Origin of the sequence: Aeromonas sp. FDAARGOS 1402, assembly GCF_019046925.1 — a bacterium.
Taxonomy (GTDB): Bacteria; Pseudomonadota; Gammaproteobacteria; order Enterobacterales; family Aeromonadaceae; genus Aeromonas; species Aeromonas caviae.
On the sequence record NZ_CP077201.1, the window covers coordinates 3,898,123 to 3,920,383 of the forward strand.

Below are 22,261 nucleotides of genomic sequence, written 5' to 3' on the forward strand. Positions count from 1 at the left end.
GATGAAAAAAAACCCCGCATCGCGGGGTTTTTCACAGGAGCAGACATCAGCCGACGTTGCAGCTCGTCAATTTCCAGATCCGGTCTACGTAATCCTGGATGGAGCGGTCGGAGTTGAACTTGCCCATGGTGGCCGAGTTGATGATGGCTTTCTTCGCCCACAGGGCCGGATCCCGGTACCAGGCGTCGATCAGCTTGTGCGCCTCGGAGTAGGACTCGAAATCGGCCAGGGTCAGGTAAGGGTCTCCCCCTTCCAGCAGGGAACGCTTGATGGAGGAGAGCTCCCCCGGGCGACCCGGCGTGAAGTAGTCGGTATCAAACCAGTCCAGCACGGCTTTCAGTTCGGAGTTGGCGTAGTAGAAGTCATACGGGTTGTAGCCGCGCGACTTCAGGGACTTCACCTCGTCCACGTTCAGACCGAAGATGGCGCAGTTCTCGGCACCCGCCTCTTCGGCGATCTCGATGTTGGCTCCATCCAGCGTCCCGATGGTGATGGCACCGTTCAGCGCCATCTTCATGTTGCCGGTACCGGATGCTTCGTAACCTGCGGTGGAGATCTGCTCGGAGACATCCGCCGCCGGGATCAGCTTCTCGGCAAGGCTCACGCGGTAGTTCGGCATGAACACCACTTTCAGCTTGCCCTGGATACGGGCGTCGTTGTTGACCCGCTCCGCCAGCTTGTTGATGGCGTAGATGATGTCCTTGGCCAGCTTGTAACCGGGCGCCGCCTTGGAGCCGAAGATGAACACCCGCGGATGCATGTCATAGTCCGGGTTCGCCAGCAGGCGACGGTAGAGCGCCATGATGTGGATGAGGTTCAGCTGCTGGCGCTTGTACTCATGCAGACGCTTGATCTGGACGTCGAAGATCGCCTCCGCGCTCACGTCGATGCCGGTTTCCGCCTTGATGACCTTGACCAGCTTCTCTTTGTTGTGGCGCTTGATGGTCATGAACTGCTGCTGGAACGCCTTGTCGTCGGCAAACTTCACCACGCTGCGCAGCTTGTCCAGTTGCAGCGGCCACTCCTTGCCCACCACCTCGTTGTAGAGTTCGGCCAGTTCCGGGTTGCAGGCCAGCAGCCAGCGACGGGGAGTCACGCCGTTGGTGACGTTGCACATCTTCTCGGGCCACAGCTCGGCATACTCGGGGAAGAGATCTTCCTTTACCAGCTTGGAGTGGATCTCGGCCACACCGTTCACCTTGGAGGAGCCGATGACGCACAGGTTGCCCATGCGCACCTTGCGCACGTCACCCTCTTCGATGATGGAGAGCTTGGCCTTGATGGCATCGTTGCCCGGCCACTTGGGCTCCACCAGCTCGTTCAGGAAACGGGCGTTGATTTCGTAAATGATCTCGAGATGGCGCGGCAGTACCTTCTCGAACAGGCTGACGGACCACTTCTCCAGCGCTTCCGGCAGCAGGGTGTGGTTGGTGTAGGAGAAGACCTGATAGCAGATGCCCCAGGCGGTATCCCAGTTCAGCCCCTCTTCGTCCACCAGCACGCGCATCAGCTCGGGGATGGCCACGGTGGGGTGGGTATCGTTGAGCTGGATGGCGATTTGCGCGGCAAAGTTGCTGAAGTCACTGCCATGCACCCGCTTGTAGCGACGCATGATGTCCTTGATGGAGCAGGCGCAGAAGAAGTACTGCTGGATAAGGCGCAGCTCCTTGCCGGCGTCGGTCTCATCGTTCGGGTAGAGCACCTTGGAGATGGTCTCGGCCTGGGCCTTTTCGGCCTGGGAGTCGATATAACCACCGGCGTTGAACACGTCCCAGTCGAAGAACTCGGAGGCGCGGGATTCCCACAGACGCAGGATGTTGACGGTGTGACCACCGAAGCCGACCACCGGAATGTCCCAGGGCACCCCTTTGATCTTGCGACCGGCGTGCCACACCTTCTTCAGGCCACCCTTGTCACCAAAGACGGTCTCCACGTAGCCGTAGAGCGGGATCTCCTGCACCGATTCCGGGCGGCAGATCTCCCAGGGGTTGCCATATTCGCGCCAGGAGTCCGGACGCTCGATCTGACGGCCATCCTGAATTTCCTGACGGAACAGGCCGTGCTCGTAGTGGATGCCATAGCCCACCGCCGGGTAGTTCAGAGTGGCCAGGGAATCGATGAAACAGGCAGCCAGACGACCCAGGCCGCCGTTGCCAAGGGCCATGTCAGGCTCTTGTTCACACAGATCGGTCAGTTCCAGACCGAGTTCACCCAGCGCCTCTTCACAGACTTTGTAGAGGGAGAGGTTGTGCAGGTTGTTGGAGGTCAAACGCCCCATCAAAAATTCAGCAGAGAGATAGTGAATCGCACGAGTATCTTTCTTGAAGTGAGTCTGCTGAGTACGGGTCAGGCGCTCGTACACCTGTTCATTGACGGCGGCAGCGGTCGCTTTCCACCAGGCATCCGGAGAGGCTTTCTGTTCGCTTGTACCCAAGGTAGAACGCAGGTGACGCACGATACTCGCCTTGAGCTGATCTTTATCCAGTTGGAGATCCTGGTCTGTCTTCTTCTTGGTAGCCATAAACCATTTTCCTTCGTTACAAATAAAAAATGTCATCCCATCGGGGGGACCGGCGCTGTTGTTATCTCAGAATATGCTCCGGCGGGGGCATACTAGCTAAAGCCAAGGGTTTAAAAGTTAACGTGAGTCACACTTTAACGCATAAAAATGACAGTTTCACCATGAAAACCCTTTCCTTGAGCCAGTCTGAATGAAATATAAATTTCGTTTTAAATCATGGTGATACATGAAAACAAAAAAGATAGTTTTATGAATAGGTTTTCAATGATTGCCTGTGACTGAAAATACGTGAAAATAACCGCCGACTAGGGAGAAATTGAAAGCGTTTTCAATTCACACCTCCTCGTCAGGTAATAAAAAGGATGCCCCAATCGGAGCACCCTTTGATTTCAATTAACCATGCGCCTTGAACTGATTGCTCATGGGGTCGTAGTGATACCCGATCTGTTGCAGACGGGTAGCCAGCTGATCTTCTGTCATGTCGTAGTAAGCCAGCAGCTCTTCCAGACCATCACACTCCAACCGCAGCTTCTCGTTGATGATCCCGAGCAGAATGTTCGCATCCAGTCGTTGCAAGGTACTGACGTCCATCTCGCTCCCTCCTCTCCCTATACAGGACTGTATAACCATGAGCGCCGACCCGAAGTTTGTCTACAGGTTAAAAAACACCCTGTATAAGGAAGATATAAATATCCTTTTTAATCATGTAGTTAAAATCATCCCCTGTTAATCGGCTCACATTTTTAGCCACAAATGACTTGTCACTCCTTGCGAACAGAACTACTGTATACACATACAGCATGGTTATTCATACAGGAACGACATATGAGCCAGCCCCTGAATCTTTGCCCCCCTTCCTCCTCTGCCGGTCTGATCACCACCTGGCCCACTCGCCATCAGAGCAAGATGGGACAAGAGCAGCGGCGCGGCCCTCTCCATCAGGAAGCGCCGCTGCTGGATGCCCTGGGGCAACTGAGTCAGTCTGACAGTGGCTGGATCCTGCTCGTCGCCCCGCCAGGTCTGCCCGCCGCCGAGCAATTGCAGGCCAGAGGGATCAATCCTGCCAGGGTGCTTGTCGTGCACGCCCCCAAGATCAAGAATTGGCAGCGCCTGCTGGAGCAGAGCCTGATGAATGGTCACTGTGCCGCCGTGCTGACCTGGCTGCCCGAACAGGTCGCTCTGGACCGGAGCACATTGAGCACCCTGGGCCAGCGTGCCGGTGTCCTGACCCGCTTCTTCGAGCCCGCAACCCCTCTGGGTGGGGCACTGAGCTACGGCGGCCAGGATATCTACCTGAACCACTGATCGCCCCTTCGGCGTAACAGCCAATGCGCCGGCATTGCCCACCGGGTTATCCAGGCTTCCGACCCGGGATGCCATGACGACAAAGACAAAGCAGCACAGCAGCACAGCAGCACAGCAGCACAGCAGCACAGCAGCACAGCAGCACAGCAGCACAGCAGCACAGCAGCACAGCAGCACAGCAGCACAGCAGCACAGCAGCAGTAAATTTGCTCAGGCCCAGACCGTCAAATGGACCCGCAAAAAAGGCGACCCGAGGGTCGCCTTTCAACATGCTGCTGTACGGGGGCTAATCGCTCTGCGTTTGCATCGAAGCCCGATTGATCAAGCCAGCTTGGTCTCCAGCTCGGCAATCTTGGCGGACCAGTAGGCCGGGCCGGTCTCGTGGATGTTGTTGCCCTGGGAATCGACCGCCACGGTGACCGGCATGTCTTCCACCTCGAACTCGTAGATGGCCTCCATCCCCAGATCGGCAAAGGCCACCACGCGCGCCTTCTTGATGGCTTTCGCCACCAGATAGGCGGCGCCGCCCACCGCCATCAGGTAGACAGCCTGGTGCTGCTTGATGCTCTCGACCGTCTTGGGGCCGCGCTCGGACTTGCCGATCATGCCGATGAGGCCGGTTTCTCCCAGCATCATGTCGGTGAATTTGTCCATCCGGGTGGACGTGGTGGGGCCAGCCGGGCCGACCACCTCGTCACGTACCGCATCGACCGGGCCCACGTAATAGATGAAGCGGTTGGTGAAATCGACCCCTTCGGGCAGTCCTTCACCTTTTTTCAGCATGTCGGCGATGCGCTTGTGGGCGGCGTCGCGGCCGGTCAGGATCTTGCCGGAGAGCAGCACGGTATCGCCGCTCTTCCAGCTGGCAAGCTCTGCCTTGGTGATACCATCCACGTTGACCCGGCGCACATTGCCACCGGACTCACGGGTGATCTCCGGCCAGTCTTCCAGCCTGGGGGGTGTCAGCTCCGCCGGGCCGGAGCCATCGAGTTCGAAATGCACGTGACGGGTGGCGGCGCAGTTGGGGATCATCACCACGGGCTTGGAGGCGGCGTGAGTCGGTGCGGATTTCACCTTCACATCCAGCACCGTGGTCAGGCCGCCCAGCCCCTGGGCACCGATCCCGAGCTTGTTGACCTTGTCATAGAGCTCGACCCTCAGCTTCTCTTCGGTGGTCTCGGGACCACGGGCAATCAGCTCCTGGATGTCGATGTGCTCCATCAGAGCTTCCTTGGCGAGCACCGCCGCCTTCTCGGCGGTGCCGCCGATGCCGATGCCGAGCATGCCGGGCGGGCACCAGCCAGCCCCCATGGTCGGCACCGTCTTGAGCACCCACTCCACGATGTCGTCGGAGGGATTGAGCATCACCATCTTCGATTTGTTTTCGGAGCCGCCGCCCTTGGCCGCGATACTCACTTCCACCTTGTTGCCCGGGATCATGTCGATGTGCACGACAGCGGGGGCATTGTCTTTGGTGTTCTTGCGGCTGCCGGCCGGATCCGCCAGCACGGAGGCGCGCAGCGGGTTGTCCGGATTGGTATAGGCGCGGCGGGTGCCCTCATCCACCATCTCCTGGACCGTCATGTCGCTGTCCCACTGTACCTGCATGCCGATCTTGACGAAGCAGGTGACGATACCGGTATCCTGACAGAGCGGGCGATGACCTTCGGCAGACATGCGGGAGTTGATCAGGATCTGGGCCAGGGCATCCTTGGCGGCCGGGTTGATCTCGCGGTCATAGGCGGCCTTGGCGGCCTGCACGAAATCGAGGGGGTGGTAGAAGGAGATGTACTGCAGGGCGTCAGCAATGGAATCGATAAAGTCCTGTTTTCTAATGATGCTCATATCATCCTCACTGGTCCTTGTTATCGCTTGCGCGAGCAAGGGCTTCCATATGAGCCGGGCCTTCGGCAGGTGGCAAATGCACCTGGAGCCGGCAGACTGCGGCGTGTTTTTATAACGGTGTTTTTCTTAAAAATGCCGGCGGCCATGATACGCTTGACCACCCGAACCGGCTAGGGAGCCGGGCGCAAACTGTTGCCTATGTAACAAAAAATGAAACCAAGACTGAATATCCACCATTTCGACCCGCAGGCCTCGCTCCACACCTGGTTCGCCTGCCTGCAACACCAACCCTGGGCCATCCTGCTGGAATCCGCCGGCCCCCTGGGGGCTGACAACGGTTTTGACATCATCAGCGCCGATCCGCTTGCCACCCTGGAAACCCGGGGTACCAGCACCTGCCTCACCCGGGATAACCACCAGCACCATCATGACGGCGATCCCCTCGCCCTGCTCGCCAAGACCCAGCGAGCCCTGCTTGGGGAGCGCGTTGAGGATGACTCGGGATTGCCGTTCATCGGGGGTGCCCTGGGACTCTTTGGCTACGATCTGGGCCGACGATTCGAGCGTCTACCCGCAGTGGCGCAACAGGACATCCAGGTGCCCGACATGGCGGTCGGGATCTACGACTGGGCGCTGCTGCGAAATGTCGCGACGGGACACTGGCAACTGGCCCACTGGGGTGATGACGCCGGCCTCGCCCGCAGGCTCGACTGGCTGATGGCGCAGCGCGAACGACCCCCCCTCCCCCTTCGCCTGACCGGCCCCTGGCAGAGCAACATGACGCGGGCCGAATACGGAGACAAGTTTGCCCGTATCCAGGCCTATCTGGCGGCGGGGGATTGTTACCAGATCAACCTGACCCAGCGCTTCAGCGCCCCTTATCAGGGGGATGAATGGTCCGCCTATCTCGCCCTGAGCGCCGCCAACAAGGCGCCGTTCTCCGCCTTTATCCGCCTGCCGCACAGCGCCATTCTGAGCCTCTCCCCGGAGCGTTTCCTGCTGCTCGACAAGCGCCATATCGAGACCAAGCCCATCAAGGGCACCCGGCCTCGCCACCCGGATCCCGCCCAGGATGCCAGGGTGGCCGAGTCACTCGCCAACGCCGACAAGGACAGATCGGAGAACCTGATGATCGTCGATCTGCTGCGCAACGACATCGGCCGGGTGAGCCGGCCGGGATCGGTCACTGTGCCGCATCTCTTTGCCGTGGAATCCTTCCCGGCGGTGCATCACCTGGTCTCCACCATTCACGGAGAGCTGGATGCGCGCTGGCAAGAAGTGGATCTGCTGCGGGCCTGCTTCCCCGGCGGCTCCATCACAGGGGCTCCCAAGATCCGGGCGATGGAGATCATCGAGGAGCTGGAGCCGGTGCGGCGCAATGCCTACTGCGGCAGCATCGGTTATCTGAGTCAGCACGGAAGGATGGATACCAGCATCTGCATCCGTACCCTGATCGCCGAAGCCGGTCAGCTGCACTGCTGGGCGGGGGGCGGCATCATCGCCGACTCCGATCCCGACGCCGAATATCAGGAAACCTACGACAAGGTGGCCCGCATCCTGCCACTGCTCGATACCCTTTGATCCCATCCGGCCCTGCGGGGCCGACACAAGGAGACCCATGGAGATGACGAGTGCCGAGCTGCTGACCCGCTTTTTGCTGCAGCGCCCCGCCCCCGCCCATCGCCTGGCACTGGCCGGGCTCAAACCTGCCGCCGTGTTGATCCCCCTTGTGGAGCGCCCCGAGGGCCTGTATCTGCTGCTGACGCGCCGCAGCACCGCCCTGCGCCACCACCCGGGACAGATCAGCTTTCCCGGCGGGCGCCAGGACCCGGAAGACCGGGACCTCATTCACACCGCGCTCAGGGAAACCGAGGAGGAGCTTGGCATTCCCCCCTCCCAGATCCGGATCATCGGCAGCCTCACCCCTCTCAATACCGTCTCGCGCTACGATGTGCTGCCGGTCCTCGCCATGCTCGACCCAGGCTACGGGCTGACCCTGAGCCAGGACGAGGTGGCCCAGGCCTTCGAAGTCCCCCTCGCTCACGTGCTGGATCCGGGGCAGCACATAGCCCTGAGCCTGCCAAGGGCGGACGGACGTCACACCATCTATTGGATCCCTTGGGAGCAATCTTTCATCTGGGGAGCCACTGCCAGCATGATCCGCCAGCTTGCCCAGCACATCTCGACATAACATTTTGACAACATGATGAGGTGGGAAATTATCCAGTTAACATTCAAATAACACTGCATTTGATAAATAAATTTTGATTTTTTATTCTTTTGATCACATTTCTACAAGAAAGTACGGGTTTCAGCCGCACAAAGGTGAATTTGATCAACATTTTTGATTAAAAAGAAAGTATTCTTGCGCCGACTAATTAAAACCACACATTCGGGGTGAGACACATGTCCAATACTGTCACTGGCGCACAGGATGTTGCAGCCGCACAGGAGCAAGGAATCAGCTCGGTCCAATCTCGCGGTTGGAGTAAACAAGACACCACCTGGGTGATCAGCCTGTTCGGTACCGCCGTCGGTGCAGGCATCCTGTTCCTGCCCATCAACGCCGGCATGGGTGGCTTCTGGCCGCTGGTGGTGATGGCGCTGCTGGTCGGCCCCATGACCTACCTGGCCCACCGTGGTCTGGCGCGCTTCGTGCTTTCCTCCAAGCAGCCCAATGCCGACATCACCCAGGTGGTGGAAGAGCACTTCGGCGTGGGTGCCGGTAAATTGATCACCCTGCTCTACTTCTTCGCCATCTACCCCATCGTGCTGATCTACGGCGTGGGCATCACCAACACGGTGGAAAGCTTCCTGGTCAACCAGTTGCAGATGACGCCGCCCCCGCGCTGGATCCTCTCCATCGTGCTCATCATGGCCATGATGTCCGTGATGCTGGCTGGCGAGAAGCTGATGCTGAAAGTGACCGAGTTCCTGGTCTATCCGCTCATCGCCATTCTGGCGGGCATCTCCCTGTACCTGATCCCGGACTGGACCGGTGCGGCCCTGAATCAAATGCCGAGCACCAAGGACTTCGCCACCACCCTGTGGCTGACCATCCCGGTGCTGGTGTTCTCCTTCAACCACAGCCCGGCCATCTCCAGCTTCGCCCTGGCCCAGCGCCGTGATCACGGTGAGCATGCCGTCGCCAAGTCCGACGCCATCCTCAAGCGCACCGCCATCATCCTGCTGGGCTTCGTGATGTTCTTCGTCTTCTCCTGCGTGATGAGCCTGACGCCGGCCCAGCTGGCAGAAGCCAAGTCCCAGAACATCGCCGTGCTCTCCTACCTGGCCAACCAGCATGCGAGCCCCATCATCTCCTACTTCGGTCCGCTGGTTGCCTTCGTGGCCATCGTCTCCTCCTTCTTCGGCCACTATCTGGGTGCCCGTGAAGGTCTGAAAGGGATGATCGTCCAGAACATGCGCAACTCCGGCAAGGCACCGAACCACAAGAAGGTGGAGCTGTTCATCATCGCCTTCTTCATCCTGACCCTGTGGGGCGTGGCCGTGATCAACCCCTCCATCCTCGGGATGATCGAATCCCTGGGTGGCCCCATCATCGCCACCATCCTGTTCCTCATGCCCATGTACGCCATCAAGCGCGTTCCGGCCATGGCGAAATACCAGGGCCAGATCAGCAACGTCTTCGTGGCGACCATGGGCCTCATCGCCATCTCCGCCATCCTCTATCAACTGGTCGGCTAAGCCTTCCTGCGATACCGTCGGACCAGCATCTGGCCCGACGCCTCCCACAGCCCGGCAGATCTTCTCTGCCGGGCTGTGTTCGTTATGATCATCAGGCACTGAGCTCAGATGATCAGAGTCCTCAGATCAGAGACAGCCCTTTCACCCACTCTCTTTCCCCTTGGTGACAGCTTGCCGCTCATATTCCTTTCCCCATGGCACACGACCAAGGCGTGCTGCGTTATCCCGTCATCTGCCGCACGCCATCGGCCTTGCCAGGCAGAACACCAGAGCCCTTGTCCTTGCCAGGAACGCCCTCTCTTCGAGGTTTAGCCCAGAGAGCCGACACCCCCACCCAATGGAGCCTTTCTTCGAGGCACTCAGGGAAAGTACCGGCCACAGGGCGCAGGCAAACCGCCGAGAGGGCCTTGACCGGGCTTCCCGTACAGCGTCCGAAGAGCAGATGACCCCTTCGGTCACCAGAGGGGATGCCACAGGCCGCCATGCTGACAGCACAAACAGCCCGATATGCCCTGCCGAATGCAGTGCCGGGCACGCGGGTACAGGGAATGGCTTGTTGGCGGTGGCGAGAACACGTAAGGCGGCCAACGGGCCCCTCCCGGGAAATCACACAGGGGGATCCGAGCACTGTCAGTGCCATGACACGGCGAGAAGGTGCAGGGCGCCTGACGCGCGCGCAAATAAAAAGCGCCCTCCGAAGAGGGCGCATGTGCAGAGCGGAACGTCTGAGGGGATCAGGCTTCGCGGCTGGGGACCGGGGCGGCATCCAGCAGGCTCTCATCCTCGGCCATGCAGGCCGCCGCAGTGAACAGCACGTCGGTGGAGCTGTTGAGGGCCGTTTCGGCGGAATCCTGCAACACCCCGATGATGAAGCCAACGGCCACCACCTGCATGGCGATGTCGTTGCTGATACCGAACAGGCTGCACGCCAGCGGGATCAGCAGCAGGGAGCCGCCCGCCACACCGGAAGCGCCACAGGCACTGATGGTGGCGACGACGGAGAGCAGAATGGCGGTCGCCATGTCCACTTCCATCCCCAGGGTATGCACCGCCGCCATGGAGAGCACGGTAATGGTGATGGCGGCGCCGGCCATGTTGATGGTGGCCCCCAGCGGGATGGAGACCGCATAGGTGTCTTCCGGCAGGCGCAGCCTCTCGGCCAGGGCCATGTTGACCGGAATGTTGGCGGCGGAGCTGCGGGTGAAGAAGGCGGTCACACCGCTCTCTTTCAGGCAGGTCAGCACCAGGGGATAGGGGTTGCGCTTGATCTTCCAGAAGACGATGAGCGGATTGACCACGAAGGCGATGAACAGCATGCAGCCGATCAGTACCACCAGCAGCTGGGCATAGCCAAACAGCGCATCGAAGCCGGTTTCAGCCAGGGTGGAGGCAACCAGACCCAGGATGCCGAGCGGAGCGCAACGGATCACGGCCTTGACGATGGCGGAAACCCCGTGAGACACATCGGAAATCAGTGATTTGGTGCTCTCATTGGCGTGACGCATGGCGATACCAAGGCCGATGGCCCAGGCCAGGATGCCGATATAGTTGGCTTCCAGCAGTGCTTTCACCGGGTTGGTCACCACGTTGAACAGCAGGGTCTGCAGCACTTCCGTGATGCCCCCCGGCGGCGTGATCTCGGTAGCGCCTGCCACCAGATGCAGGTTGGAGGGGAAGAGGAAGCTCGCCACCACTGCCACGGCAGCCGCCAGGAAGGTACCCAGCACATAGAGCAGCAGGATCGGTTTCATGTTGGTCTTCTGGCCCTGCTTGTGGCCGATGATCGCCGACATCACCAGCACGAAGACCAGCAGCGGCGCCACGGCCTTCAGGGCGCCGACGAACAGGCTGCCGAGCAGACCCGCCGCCTTGGCCCACTCGGGCATGAACATCGCAAGAAGGATACCGAATACCAGACCGACCAGGATCTGGCTAACCAGACTGGTGCTGTTGACCAGTCGAATGAGGGGGTGTTGTTGTGTCATCAAGTAGTCCCTGTGCACTCATGGTGCGTGAATCATTAGTCCTGTTGGCAACCAGCCCCGCGCATTGGCACCGGTCCGTTAACGGTGACGCCGTGGGCAGCTCTTCTGGTGGATCTGTCCCGTTCGCGTGGGGTTGCGGACAGGAATATCCCATCTGCCATGGTTTTTTTCCACATAATCACTGAAAAATATCAGGGTTACCTCACAAAAAATCTACAACAATGTGATAACACAATATCAACCACGGTCAAAATGTCACCAAACCAGTCCGATCATCGGCCACCACTGGGCCAGAAGTGATATGATGACGCCCTTTTTCAGGGAGCCTTGCCATGATCACCTCTTTATTGACCCGACACTTCGGCTTTGATCGCTTGCGGCCCGGGCAGGAAGCAGTGATCAGTCGTCTGCTGGCCGGCAAGAGCGCCGCAGCCATCTTCCCGACTGGCGCGGGGAAATCCCTCTGTTATCAATTGCCCGCCCTCGCACTGCCCCACCTGACCCTGGTCATCTCTCCCCTGCTGGCCCTGATGCACGATCAGCTCGCCTTTTTGCGCAGCAAGGGGATCGCCGCCGCCACTCTGGATTCCAGCCAGACAGCGGAAGAGAGCCGGCGCGTGATGCAGCAGGCCAGCGATGGCCAGCTCAAGATCCTGATGATTTCGGTGGAGCGCCTCAAAAATGAGCGCTTTCGCCGCTTCATCGCCCACATCCCCCTGTCACTGCTGGTGGTGGACGAGGCCCACTGCATCTCGGAGTGGGGCCACAACTTTCGCCCCGACTACCTCAAGCTGCCGGATCATCGCCGTGAACTGGCCATTCCCCAGGTGCTGTTGCTGACCGCCACCGCCACCCCGGCCGTCATGGCGGACATGCAGGCAAAATTTGCCATCGACCGGGACGATCTGGTGGTCACCGGTTTCTACAGACCCAATCTGGATCTGGCCGTCCTCCCGCTGGCCGGCAGTGCCCGCGATACCTGGCTGCGCGAGGAGCTGCACCGGGATCCGGCCGCCCCCACCATCGTCTACGTGACTCTGCAACACAGCGCAGAACAGTGCGCCGCGCAGCTACAGGCCAGCGGCATCCGGGCATGCGCCTACCATGCGGGGCTCGCTCCCGCCCTGCGCAGCCAGATCCAGCACGACTTCATGGCTGGCAGACTCGACTGCATCGTGGCCACCATCGCCTTTGGCATGGGCATCGACAAGGCCGACATTCGCCGGGTCATTCACTACGACCTGCCCAAGTCCATCGAGAACTACAGTCAGGAGATAGGCCGCGCCGGACGTGACGGGCTTCCCTCCCGCTGCACCGTGCTGGCGAGCCGCGCCCAGTTGCCGGTACTGGAAAACTTCGTTTATGGGGATACACCGGACAGGGACGCCATCGCGTACTTGCTCGATATCGTGCGCCAGAGCGGCGCCGAGTGGGAATTCAGCCTGCTGCGCCTCTCCAACGAGACCAACATTCGCCAACTGCCCCTCAAGACCCTGCTGGTCTATCTGGAGATGGCGGGGGTCATTGCACCGGCCTACAGCTACTTTGCCGAGTACCGTTTCAGGTTCGTACTGGAAAAACAGGCGATCCTCGCTCGTTTCAATTCCGAACGCCGCCAGTTCCTGGAGCAGGTCTTTGCCTGCGCGCCACAGGCGCGCACCTGGTGCACCATGGACTTCGAAGCGCTGTGGCAGGGATACCAGGGGGAACGCCAGCGCGCCGCGACGGCGCTGGACTACCTGCAGCAGCAGGGTTGGATCGAGCTTGAAAGCAAGCAGATGACCGAGGTCTATCGGGTGCTGAGCCAGCAAATCGATACCGCGACCCTGGCCGAAGAGCTGCATGGATTGTTTGAAAAGAAAGAGCAGAGCGAGCTGGCCCGCCTTCAGGCGCTGCTGGCCTTTTTCACCTCGACCACCTGCCTCAGCCATGAGCTTGCCCGCTATTTTGCCGACGACGCGGCCCCCGAGCGGTGCGGGCACTGTTCCGTCTGCCGGGGAGAGATCGCCGTGTTGCCGCCGTTGCCATCACCGGGCTTGCCCAACGAGCACGGTTTGCGCGCCTGGTGCGACCCGCTGATCGCCCTCTGCCATCAGCGCCATCCCAGGATCCTGACCCGTTTCCTGTGTGGCATCGCCACCCCGCTGACGACCCGTCTCAAGGCCAGGGATCTGGCCGGTTTTGGCCAGTTGGCGGACCATCCCTTCGCCGAGGTGCTGGCGGCGGTGTCAGCCCTCTATCCCGCCGGATCCTGAGCTTGCAGGTTTGGCGCGCGTTCAGGCGCTGAAAAAATAAGACCCTCGCGGATGCGAGGGTCAAGCCAACGGAAACGTGCTTAAACAGAGCTTAGTATCTGCACAATCACCCACTCTCTTGCTAAAGCGATGACTGCTCGACACAGGGCCAATCTAGAGCAGCTAGAATGTAGCGTCAATGTAAAAATTAGAGCAAAAACACCAAAAAAATAACATTACGTTGACGTAAGCGACACGTCTTTTCGCCCTCGATTCCCTGCCGCCCTTGCCCTTGCTGGCACCGCCCCCTGACAAAACAGAGCGTCACCATTTTCTCCCTCTGGCACACAAAGATTTATTTTTTATGTCTTTGACATTTGCATCACTGTCGTGGCAAAAATAATTTAACAGTCAGTAACATAGGTATGTCACTTACTGCTTCTTCCCGCACGAGGATCGGGAAGCTCCCGCACAAACTTAAACCAATGATGGCGATGGATTACTGGGGGCTGTTGACTAGGCTTAAGAGGTAAACAGAACAAAAGTAGTGATCCACTCTTTTTCAGGGCAAGCGACTATAACGAGGGCTAAGTTATGGGCATCTTCGAGCACTATCAACAGCGGTATGAGAAGGCCAGAGAGGAGGAGTACAGCATCCAGGAGTTTCTGGATATGTGCAAACAGGACAAATCCTGCTACGCCTCTGCCGCCGAACGTCTGCTGACCGCCATCGGCGAGCCGGAAATGATCGACACCTCGACCAATCCACGTCTCAGCCGTCTCTTTTCCAACCGCGTCGTCGCGCGTTATCCCGCTTTCAAAGACTTCTATGGCATGGAAGAAGCCATCGAACAGATTGTCTCCTACCTCAAACATTCCGCTCAGGGCCTGGAAGAGAAGAAACAGATCCTCTATCTGCTCGGACCGGTTGGCGGCGGTAAATCCTCGCTGGCAGAGAAACTCAAATCCCTGATGCAAAAAGTGCCCATCTATCGCATCAAGGGCTCACCGGTGAACGATCACCCCTTCTGCCTGTTTGACATCGACGAAGATGGCGAAATCCTCGAGAAGGAGTACGGCATCCCTCGCCGTTATCTGCGCCCCATCATGTCTCCCTGGGTCGCCAAGCGCCTTCACGAGTTTGGTGGCGACATCACCAAATTCAAGGTGGAGAAGGTGAACCCCTCCATCCTCGATCAGATCGCCATCGCCAAAACCGAACCGGGGGACGACAACAACCAGGACATCTCCTCCCTGGTCGGCAAGGTCGATATCCGCATGCTGGAACACTTCGCCCAGGATGATGCCGATGCTTACTCCTACTCCGGTGCGCTATGCAAGGCAAACCAGGGGATGATGGAGTTCGTCGAGATGTTCAAGGCCCCCATCAAGGTGCTGCACCCGCTGCTGACGGCGACACAAGAGGGGAACTACAACGGTACCGAGGGACTCTCCGCCCTCCCCTTCGACGGCATCCTGCTGGCCCACTCCAACGAATCCGAGTGGCAGCAGTTCCGCAACAACAAGAACAACGAGGCCTTCCTAGACCGGGTTTACATCGTCAAGGTGCCCTACTGCCTGCGGGTGTCGGAAGAGGTGAAGATCTACGAAAAACTGCTGTTCAACAGCGAGCTGACCGAGGCCAAATGCGCGCCAGGTACTTTGGAGCTGCTGGGTCAGTTCTCGGTGCTGTCGCGACTCAAAGAGCCGGAAAACTCCAGCCTCTACTCCAAAATGCGAGTCTATGACGGCGAGAGTCTTAAAGACACGGACCCCAAGGCGAAAAGCTATCAGGAGTACCGGGATTATGCGGGGGTTGACGAGGGCATGAACGGCCTTTCCACCCGTTTCGCGTTCAAGATCCTCTCCCGTGTCTTCAACTTCGACCACGCGGAAGTGGCAGCCAACCCGGTGCACCTCTTCTATGTGCTGGAGCAGCAGATAGAGCGCGAGCAGTTCCCGCAAGAGCTGCACGATCGCTATCTGGAGTTCATCAAGGGTTACCTGACTCCGCGCTACGTCGAGTTCATCGGCAAGGAGATCCAGACCGCCTACCTCGAGTCGTATTCAGAGTACGGTCAGAACATCTTCGATCGCTACGTCACCTACGCCGACTTCTGGATCCAGGATCAGGAGTATCGTGACCCCGAAACCGGCCAGCTGTTTGACAGAGCGTCTCTCAACAGCGAGCTGGAGAAAATTGAAAAACCTGCCGGGATCAGCAACCCGAAAGATTTCCGCAACGAAATCGTCAACTTCGTGCTGCGGGCCCGGGCCAACAATGCAGGCCGTAACCCCAACTGGACCAGTTACGAGAAGCTGCGCACCGTGATCGAGAAGAAGATGTTCTCCAACACGGAAGAGCTGCTGCCGGTTATCTCCTTCAACAGCAAAACCTCGGCCGAGGAGCAGAAGAAGCACGATAACTTTGTCGAACGGATGATGGAGAAAGGCTACACCCGCAAACAGGTGCGACTGCTCTCCGAATGGTATCTCAGGGTACGCAAGTCATCCTGACCCTGCCGTGTTCAAGGGGGAGTTATGGCGCATTTTATCGACCGCAGGCTCAACGGCAAAAACAAAAGCGCTGTCAATCGGCAGCGCTTCATCCGCCGCTACAAGAAGCAGATAAAACAAGCGGTCTCGGATGCTGTCTCCAAGCGCAGCATTCAGGACGTGGACAAGGGTGAGAGCATCAGCATCCCGACCAAGGACATCGGGGAACCCCATTTTCATCAGGGTCATGGCGGCAAACGGGAGATGGTGCATCCGGGCAACGACCAGTTCGTATCTGGTGACAAGATTGACCGGCCCAAAGGGGGTGGCGGCGGCCAGGGGAGTGGCGAGGGCCAGGCCTCGGATCAAGGAGAGGGCGTCGATGATTTCGTCTTCCAGATCTCCAAGGACGAGTACCTGGACTTGCTGTTCGAGGATCTGGAGCTGCCGCGGCTGCAAAAGACCCAGCTCAACCAGCTGATGGAGATGAAGACCTACCGGGCCGGCTACACCTCCAACGGGGTGCCTGCCAACATCAACGTGGTGCGCTCCCTGCAAAATTCGCTGGCGCGGCGCATAGCGCTGCAGGCAGGCAAGAAGCGTCAGTTGCGTGAACTGGAGGAGCGCCTGGCTCGGCTGGCCTGCGAGCCCAACGACCATTTCGCCGAAATGGCGCAACTTGAAAAAGAGATCAGGGAGCTGAAGCGGCGGATCGATGCAGTCCCCTTTATCGACACCTTCGACCTCAAATTCAACAACTTTGTCAAACGGCCCGTCCCCTCGAGCCAGGCGGTCATGTTCTGCCTGATGGACGTTTCCGGCTCCATGGATCAGGCCACCAAAGAGATGGCCAAGCGTTTCTATATCCTGCTTTATCTATTCCTGAGCCGGACTTACAAGAATGTCGAGGTGGTCTACATTCGCCACCACACCCAGGCCAAGGAGGTGGACGAGCACGAGTTCTTCTACTCCCAGGAGACCGGCGGCACCATCGTCTCCAGTGCGCTCAAGATGATGAACGACATCATCAACGAACGTTATCCCGCCAACCAGTGGAACATCTATGCGGCGCAGGCCTCTGATGGTGACAACTGGGCCGATGACTCACCCCAGTGCAGGGAGATCCTGATGCGCGACATCATGCCGCGGGTGCGTTACTACTCCTACATCGAGATCACTACCCGCGCCCACCAGACCCTGTGGCACGAATATGAGGCGGTGGCAGAGCAATACGCCCACTTCGCCATGGAGCACATTCGCAAGGTCGAGGACATTTATCCGGTGTTCCGGGAATTGTTCAAGAAGCAAGCGGCTTGAGGGATCACATATGGTAGAAACCGCAAGAAAGATAGCGCCACTGGACGATGGTCCTGACTGGAACTTCGATCTGCTGGAGCTTTATCACCAGGAGATAGCCCGGGTCGCCAAATTCTATCGGCTCGACACCTATCCCAACCAGATCGAGGTGATCACTGCAGAGCAGATGATGGATGCCTACTCCAGCGTGGGCATGCCCATCGGTTATCAACACTGGTCATTCGGCAAGCGCTTTATCCACACCGAACGCAACTACAAGCGCGGCCAGATGGGACTGGCCTACGAGATCGTCATCAACTCGGACCCCTGCATCGCCTATCTGATGGAAGAGAACACCATGCCGATGCAGGCGCTGGTCATGGCCCACGCCTGCTATGGTCACAACTCCTTCTTCAAGAACAACTATCTGTTCAAGGCCTGGACCGATGCCTCCTCCATCATCGACTACCTGTTGTTTGCCAAGAACTACATCACCGAGTGCGAGGAAAAACACGGCATCGATGCGGTGGAGAAACTGCTCGACTCCTGCCATGCCCTGATGAACTTCGGGGTGGATCGTTACAAGCGGCCCCAGAAGATTTCTCTGGCCGAGGAGAAGCGACGCCAGAAGGCGCGGGAAGATTATCTGCAAACCCAGGTCAATGAGCTGTGGCGTACCCTGCCCAAGCAGCACAAGATTGCCGGGGTGGAAGACAGGCGCTATCCTGCCGAGCCTCAGGAGAACATCCTCTATTTCATCGAAAAGAATGCCCCCCTGCTCGAGCCCTGGCAGCGCGAGGTGGTACGTATCGTGCGCAAGATCAGTCAGTACTTCTACCCGCAGAAGCAGACGCAGGTGATGAACGAGGGCTGGGCCACCTTCTGGCACTACACCATTCTCAACCACCTCTATGACGAGGGAAAAATCAGCGATCGCTTCATGCTGGAGGTGCTGCACAGCCACACCAACGTGGTCTATCAGCCCCCCTACAACAGCCGGTATTACTCGGGGATCAACCCCTACGCCCTTGGCTTTGCCATGTTCACGGACCTGCGTCGCATCTGCGAACACCCGACCGAGGAGGACAGATACTGGTTCCCCGATTACGCTGGCACCAACTGGGTCGAGACATTGCATTTCGCCATGCAGAACTTCAAGGACGAAAGCTTCATCAGCCAGTTCCTCAGTCCCAAGGTGATGCGAGACATGAAGCTCTTTGCCATCGATGACGACGATCTGAAGAACTACCTCAAGGTGTCCGCCATTCACAATGAAGAGGGCTACCGGCTGGTGCGTAGCACCCTGTCCGCTCAATACAACCTGAGCAACCTGGAGCCCAACATTCAGGTCTACAACGTGGCAGTGAAAGGCGATCGCTCCCTGACCCTGCGCTATGTTCCCCACAACCGCATCCCCCTTGGCGAGTCACGCCACGAGGTGCTAAAGCATCTTCATCAGCTGTGGGGCTTCGATGTGGTGCTGGAGCAGGACAATGGCGAGCTATCCGCAGATATCATCGGCCGTTGTCCGGACCGCAAGAGCATGACCTGACGTCAGTGCCGGGCATAAAAAAACGCGCCATCAGGCGCGTTTTTCTTGGATCAGGGCAATCAATTGTCACACAGGTTGCTTGGCATGTCCTGACGCAGACGGGTCCAAAGCTTGCCAGACTCGATACCGTACTGGCGTACCGTCATGAACACGGCTTCGTGATCCTTGGTTTCGGCCAGCTTGCGCAGCGTCTTGTAGTAGGCATCTGCGGTTTCCCGCGCCTGCTTGTCCGAGAAGTAGTAGCGGCCAACCCGGCTGTACAAGCCCTTGAAACCGTTGAGGATCAAGGCATAGATGGGGTTGCCAGAGGCAAACGAAAGCTGGTGATGCAAACGGTAGTCGAAGTCCGCATAGGCCTCGGCCGTGTTCTCCACATCATCGGCACCCCGCAAGATCTCGGCGGCCTGTTCCGGGTTGTTGCGAATGGCGCCACGGATGAAGATGGTGCAGATGTTGGTCCGGGCGGAGAGCAGTTGTGCCACCAGATCAGGCACCTTGTCCTGATCGAGACGCGCCAGGGTCTCCAGGATGTTGAGACCGGAGGTTTCCCAGAAATTGTTGACCTTGGTCGGTTTGCCATGCTGGATGGTGAGCCAGCCATCACGGGCAAGGCGCTGCAACACTTCACGCAAGGTAGTGCGAGTCACGCCGATCAATTCGGACAGCTCGCGCTCCGCCGGCAGAATGGATCCAGGAGGAAAGCGATTGTTCCAGATGGACTCGATGATGTATTCCTCGGCAAACCCGGCAGGGCTTTGCGCTTTAATGACCATGTAATGACTCTGTTGTAGTGCGTAAAAAGGCCCCCGAATAATAGCAAAGCCGGTCATGCTGGCAAGCAGAAGGTCGGTCCTCTGCTCACATTACCCCGATCTTTTTGTTAAAAATATGTATGCGACGACAAGTGAGGAGTCAACCAACACCAAATGATGGGAATATAAGCGTTTGCTCGCTGGGCAAGTTCAGCGACCTTATTTATAGTTATCGCTCCCTTGATTAAAATCATGTGCAATCAATCTGATACAGGTGAATATCCGGATGTTCGGCTCGGGTCGGGCTCGACTGCATAGACGCAGATATCAACAACAGAACAGAGAACCATCATTATGCCAATCAGCCTAGGGCGCGCGTTTACAAAGAACTTTTTGGGCAATGCTCCGCGATGGTACAAAATTGCCATCGTTCTATTCCTGCTGATCAACCCGATCATTTTCTACGTTGATCCCTTCTTGGCCGGCTGGCTGCTGGTTGTCGAGTTTATTTTCACCCTGGCCATGGCCCTCAAGTGCTATCCGCTGCAACCGGGCGGACTCCTGGCCATCGAAGCCGTGCTCATCGGCATGACCTCCGCCAACCAGATAAAACATGAGCTGGTGGCCAATATCGAAGTGCTTCTGCTGCTGGTCTTCATGGTGGCCGGCATCTACTTCATGAAGCAGTTGCTGCTCTACGTCTTTACCAAGATGCTGGTGCGCATCCACTCCAAAACGTTGCTTTCTCTCGCCTTCTGCCTGGTGTCTGCATTCCTCTCCGCGTTCCTTGATGCCCTGACCGTGATCGCCGTGGTCATCAGCGTCGCAACCGGCTTCTACGCCATCTACCACAAGGTGGCCTCCCGGGATGAGTCCGGCAATCTGCATCATGATGACGAAGAGATTGACGAGCTCTCCCGCCAGCATCTGAACGAATTTCGTGCCTTCCTGCGCAGCCTGATGATGCACGCCGCCATCGGTACCGCCCTGGGGGGCGTCTGCACCCTGGTCGGCGAACCCCAGAACCTCATCATCGGTGAACAGGCCGGGTGGCACTTCGGTGAATTTGCCATTCGCATGGCACCAGTCACCATTCCGGTCTTCATCTGCGGCCTGCTGACCTGCATCCTGGTCGAAAAATTCCGCTGGTTCGGTTATGGCGCCCGCTTGCCCGAGCCCGTGCGTCACATCATGGAATCCTACGAACGCGACGAGGACGCACAACGTACCCCGCAGGACAAGGCCAAGCTGATCGTCCAGGCGCTGATTGCCACCTGGCTTATCACGGGTCTTGCCCTCCATCTGGCTGCAGTTGGGCTGATCGGCCTGACGGTCATCGTGCTCGCGACGGCGTTCACCGGCGTGACCGAAGAACACGCGCTTGGCAAGGCATTCCAGGAGGCTTTGCCATTCACCGCCCTGCTCACCGTCTTTTTCAGCGTGGTGGCGGTCATCATCGATCAACAGCTGTTCAAGCCGGTGATCCAGTGGGTACTGGCGGCCAAGCCGGAGGATCAGCTTGCCCTCTTCTACCTGGCAAACGGTCTGCTCTCCATGGTCAGTGACAACGTCTTCGTCGGCACCGTCTACATCAACGAGGTGAAGACCGCCCTGATCAACGGCGCCATCAGCCGCGAGCATTTTGATCTGCTGGCCGTGGCCATCAACACCGGCACCAACCTGCCGTCGGTCGCCACCCCCAATGGCCAGGCCGCATTCCTCTTCATGCTCACCTCGGCCCTCGCTCCCCTGCTGCGCCTCTCTTATGGCCGCATGGTCTGGATGGCGCTGCCCTATACCCTGGTGCTGGGGCTTGTCGGCTTTTTCTCCGTGGAACTGCTCCTCGGTCCTGTAACCGAATGGTTCTATCAGGCAGGGTGGTTGCTGGATCATGGGGCACTGCCACTGCCCACCCCGTCCACACACTGATCATGAAAGGGGCTGTTCGGCCCCTTTCTTTTCAGATGGGGCTCTGCTCTAATTCAGCCACTATTTTTCTCTGAGAGATCAATCAGATGATCGAGTATCTTCGCCGCATTGCCAGTCATCGCCTGGCCTGGGGATTGCTGGCAGCCTCCGCTTTCGCGCTGGAACTCTGCGCCCTCTTCTTCCAGCACGTGCTGGGTTTGCACCCTTGCGTGATGTGCATCTATGAACGTATCGCCCTCCTCGGCGTGCTCACCGCCGGGCTCCTCGGCATGGTCGCGCCAGAGCGCTGGTACCTGCGCTGGAGTGCCATGCTCCTGTGGGGTTACAGCGCCTTCTGGGGCCTGAAACTGGCGCTCAAGCACGTGGATTACCAGATGAACCCCTCCCCCTTCAACGTATGCGAAGGGTTTGTTGACTTCCCTGCCTGGGCACCACTGGATAAATGGGTTCCCTGGATGTTCTACCCGGACGGCGACTGCAGCGAGATCAGCTGGCAGTTCCTCGGTTTCTCCATGCCGCAGTGGCTCGTGGTCATCTTTGCCGCCTACCTGCTGGTGTTCGTCATCGTGGCTGCTGGCAACCTGATAAAAGGGCGCTGCTGCAACTAGTTCGTCACTCGACCCTAAAAAGGGAGCCCATGG

Annotated in this window: 15 protein-coding genes; 10 read left to right on the top strand and 5 right to left on the bottom strand. The window is 58.5% G+C overall.

Annotated elements, in window-relative coordinates; translation table 11 throughout:
• Positions 1-46 precede the first annotated feature (46 nt).
• Together I6L32_RS18345 and I6L32_RS18350 are read right to left on the bottom strand one after the other, a co-directional pair.
• Positions 47-2,521, bottom strand: a complete 2,475-nt coding sequence (locus tag I6L32_RS18345; RefSeq protein WP_216944310.1) for a glycogen/starch/alpha-glucan phosphorylase — start codon at positions 2,519-2,521, stop codon at positions 47-49.
• Positions 2,522-2,914: 393 nt separating this feature from the next.
• Positions 2,915-3,112 (bottom strand): DUF4250 domain-containing protein, encoded by a 198-nt coding sequence (locus I6L32_RS18350; RefSeq protein ID WP_005323525.1) that lies wholly within the window; start codon positions 3,110-3,112, stop codon positions 2,915-2,917.
• 234 nt (positions 3,113-3,346) lie between these two features.
• Between I6L32_RS18350 and I6L32_RS18355 the strand changes: the two genes are divergently transcribed.
• Positions 3,347-3,826 carry a cell division inhibitor gene (locus tag I6L32_RS18355; RefSeq protein ID WP_216944311.1) on the top strand — a complete coding sequence of 160 codons (480 nt, stop codon included), beginning with the start codon at positions 3,347-3,349 and terminating at the stop codon, positions 3,824-3,826.
• A gap of 321 nt (positions 3,827-4,147) precedes the next feature.
• On the opposite strand, the gene I6L32_RS18360 is transcribed toward I6L32_RS18355, so the two are convergent.
• Complete coding sequence (locus I6L32_RS18360; RefSeq protein ID WP_010674897.1) at positions 4,148-5,671, bottom strand: fumarate hydratase; 1,524 nt, start codon at positions 5,669-5,671, stop codon at positions 4,148-4,150.
• A gap of 210 nt (positions 5,672-5,881) precedes the next feature.
• Here I6L32_RS18360 and pabB point away from each other — a divergent pair, with 210 nt between their 5' ends.
• The 3 genes from pabB (at position 5,882) to I6L32_RS18375 (ending at position 9,376) form a co-directional block, all read left to right on the top strand.
• Positions 5,882-7,252 (top strand): aminodeoxychorismate synthase component I, encoded by a 1,371-nt coding sequence (gene pabB, locus I6L32_RS18365; RefSeq protein WP_216944312.1) that lies wholly within the window; start codon positions 5,882-5,884, stop codon positions 7,250-7,252.
• Positions 7,253-7,295: 43 nt separating this feature from the next.
• A complete protein-coding gene (locus I6L32_RS18370) occupies positions 7,296-7,862 on the top strand; it encodes a CoA pyrophosphatase (protein WP_124244220.1) in 567 nt (188 codons plus the stop codon).
• Between the two features lie 215 nt (positions 7,863-8,077).
• Positions 8,078-9,376, top strand: a complete 1,299-nt coding sequence (locus I6L32_RS18375) for a serine/threonine transporter (protein ID WP_151027678.1) — start codon at positions 8,078-8,080, stop codon at positions 9,374-9,376.
• A 734-nt stretch (positions 9,377-10,110) separates the two neighbouring features.
• On the opposite strand, the gene sstT is transcribed toward I6L32_RS18375, so the two are convergent.
• Positions 10,111-11,361, bottom strand: a complete 1,251-nt coding sequence (gene sstT, locus I6L32_RS18380; RefSeq protein ID WP_010674901.1) for a serine/threonine transporter SstT — start codon at positions 11,359-11,361, stop codon at positions 10,111-10,113.
• 332 nt (positions 11,362-11,693) lie between these two features.
• Here sstT and I6L32_RS18385 point away from each other — a divergent pair, with 332 nt between their 5' ends.
• The 4 genes from I6L32_RS18385 (at position 11,694) to I6L32_RS18400 (ending at position 18,939) form a co-directional block, all read left to right on the top strand.
• Positions 11,694-13,616 carry an ATP-dependent DNA helicase RecQ gene (locus tag I6L32_RS18385; RefSeq protein ID WP_216944313.1) on the top strand — a complete coding sequence of 641 codons (1,923 nt, stop codon included), beginning with the start codon at positions 11,694-11,696 and terminating at the stop codon, positions 13,614-13,616.
• A 573-nt stretch (positions 13,617-14,189) separates the two neighbouring features.
• Complete coding sequence (locus I6L32_RS18390) at positions 14,190-16,112, top strand: PrkA family serine protein kinase (RefSeq protein WP_010674903.1); 1,923 nt, start codon at positions 14,190-14,192, stop codon at positions 16,110-16,112.
• Positions 16,113-16,136: 24 nt separating this feature from the next.
• A complete protein-coding gene (locus I6L32_RS18395; RefSeq protein WP_216944314.1) occupies positions 16,137-17,408 on the top strand; it encodes a YeaH/YhbH family protein in 1,272 nt (423 codons plus the stop codon).
• Between the two features lie 10 nt (positions 17,409-17,418).
• Complete coding sequence (locus tag I6L32_RS18400; RefSeq protein ID WP_039040868.1) at positions 17,419-18,939, top strand: SpoVR family protein; 1,521 nt, start codon at positions 17,419-17,421, stop codon at positions 18,937-18,939.
• Between the two features lie 59 nt (positions 18,940-18,998).
• Here I6L32_RS18400 and fadR read toward each other — a convergent pair whose 3' ends face one another.
• Complete coding sequence (fadR, locus tag I6L32_RS18405; protein ID WP_010674906.1) at positions 18,999-19,712, bottom strand: fatty acid metabolism transcriptional regulator FadR; 714 nt, start codon at positions 19,710-19,712, stop codon at positions 18,999-19,001.
• A 333-nt stretch (positions 19,713-20,045) separates the two neighbouring features.
• Here fadR and nhaB point away from each other — a divergent pair, with 333 nt between their 5' ends.
• Together nhaB and dsbB are read left to right on the top strand one after the other, a co-directional pair.
• Positions 20,046-21,620, top strand: a complete 1,575-nt coding sequence (nhaB, locus tag I6L32_RS18410) for a Na(+)/H(+) antiporter NhaB (RefSeq protein WP_045524552.1) — start codon at positions 20,046-20,048, stop codon at positions 21,618-21,620.
• Between the two features lie 86 nt (positions 21,621-21,706).
• A complete protein-coding gene (dsbB, locus tag I6L32_RS18415) occupies positions 21,707-22,228 on the top strand; it encodes a disulfide bond formation protein DsbB (protein WP_010674908.1) in 522 nt (173 codons plus the stop codon).
• The last annotated feature ends 33 nt before the right edge of the window (positions 22,229-22,261 follow it).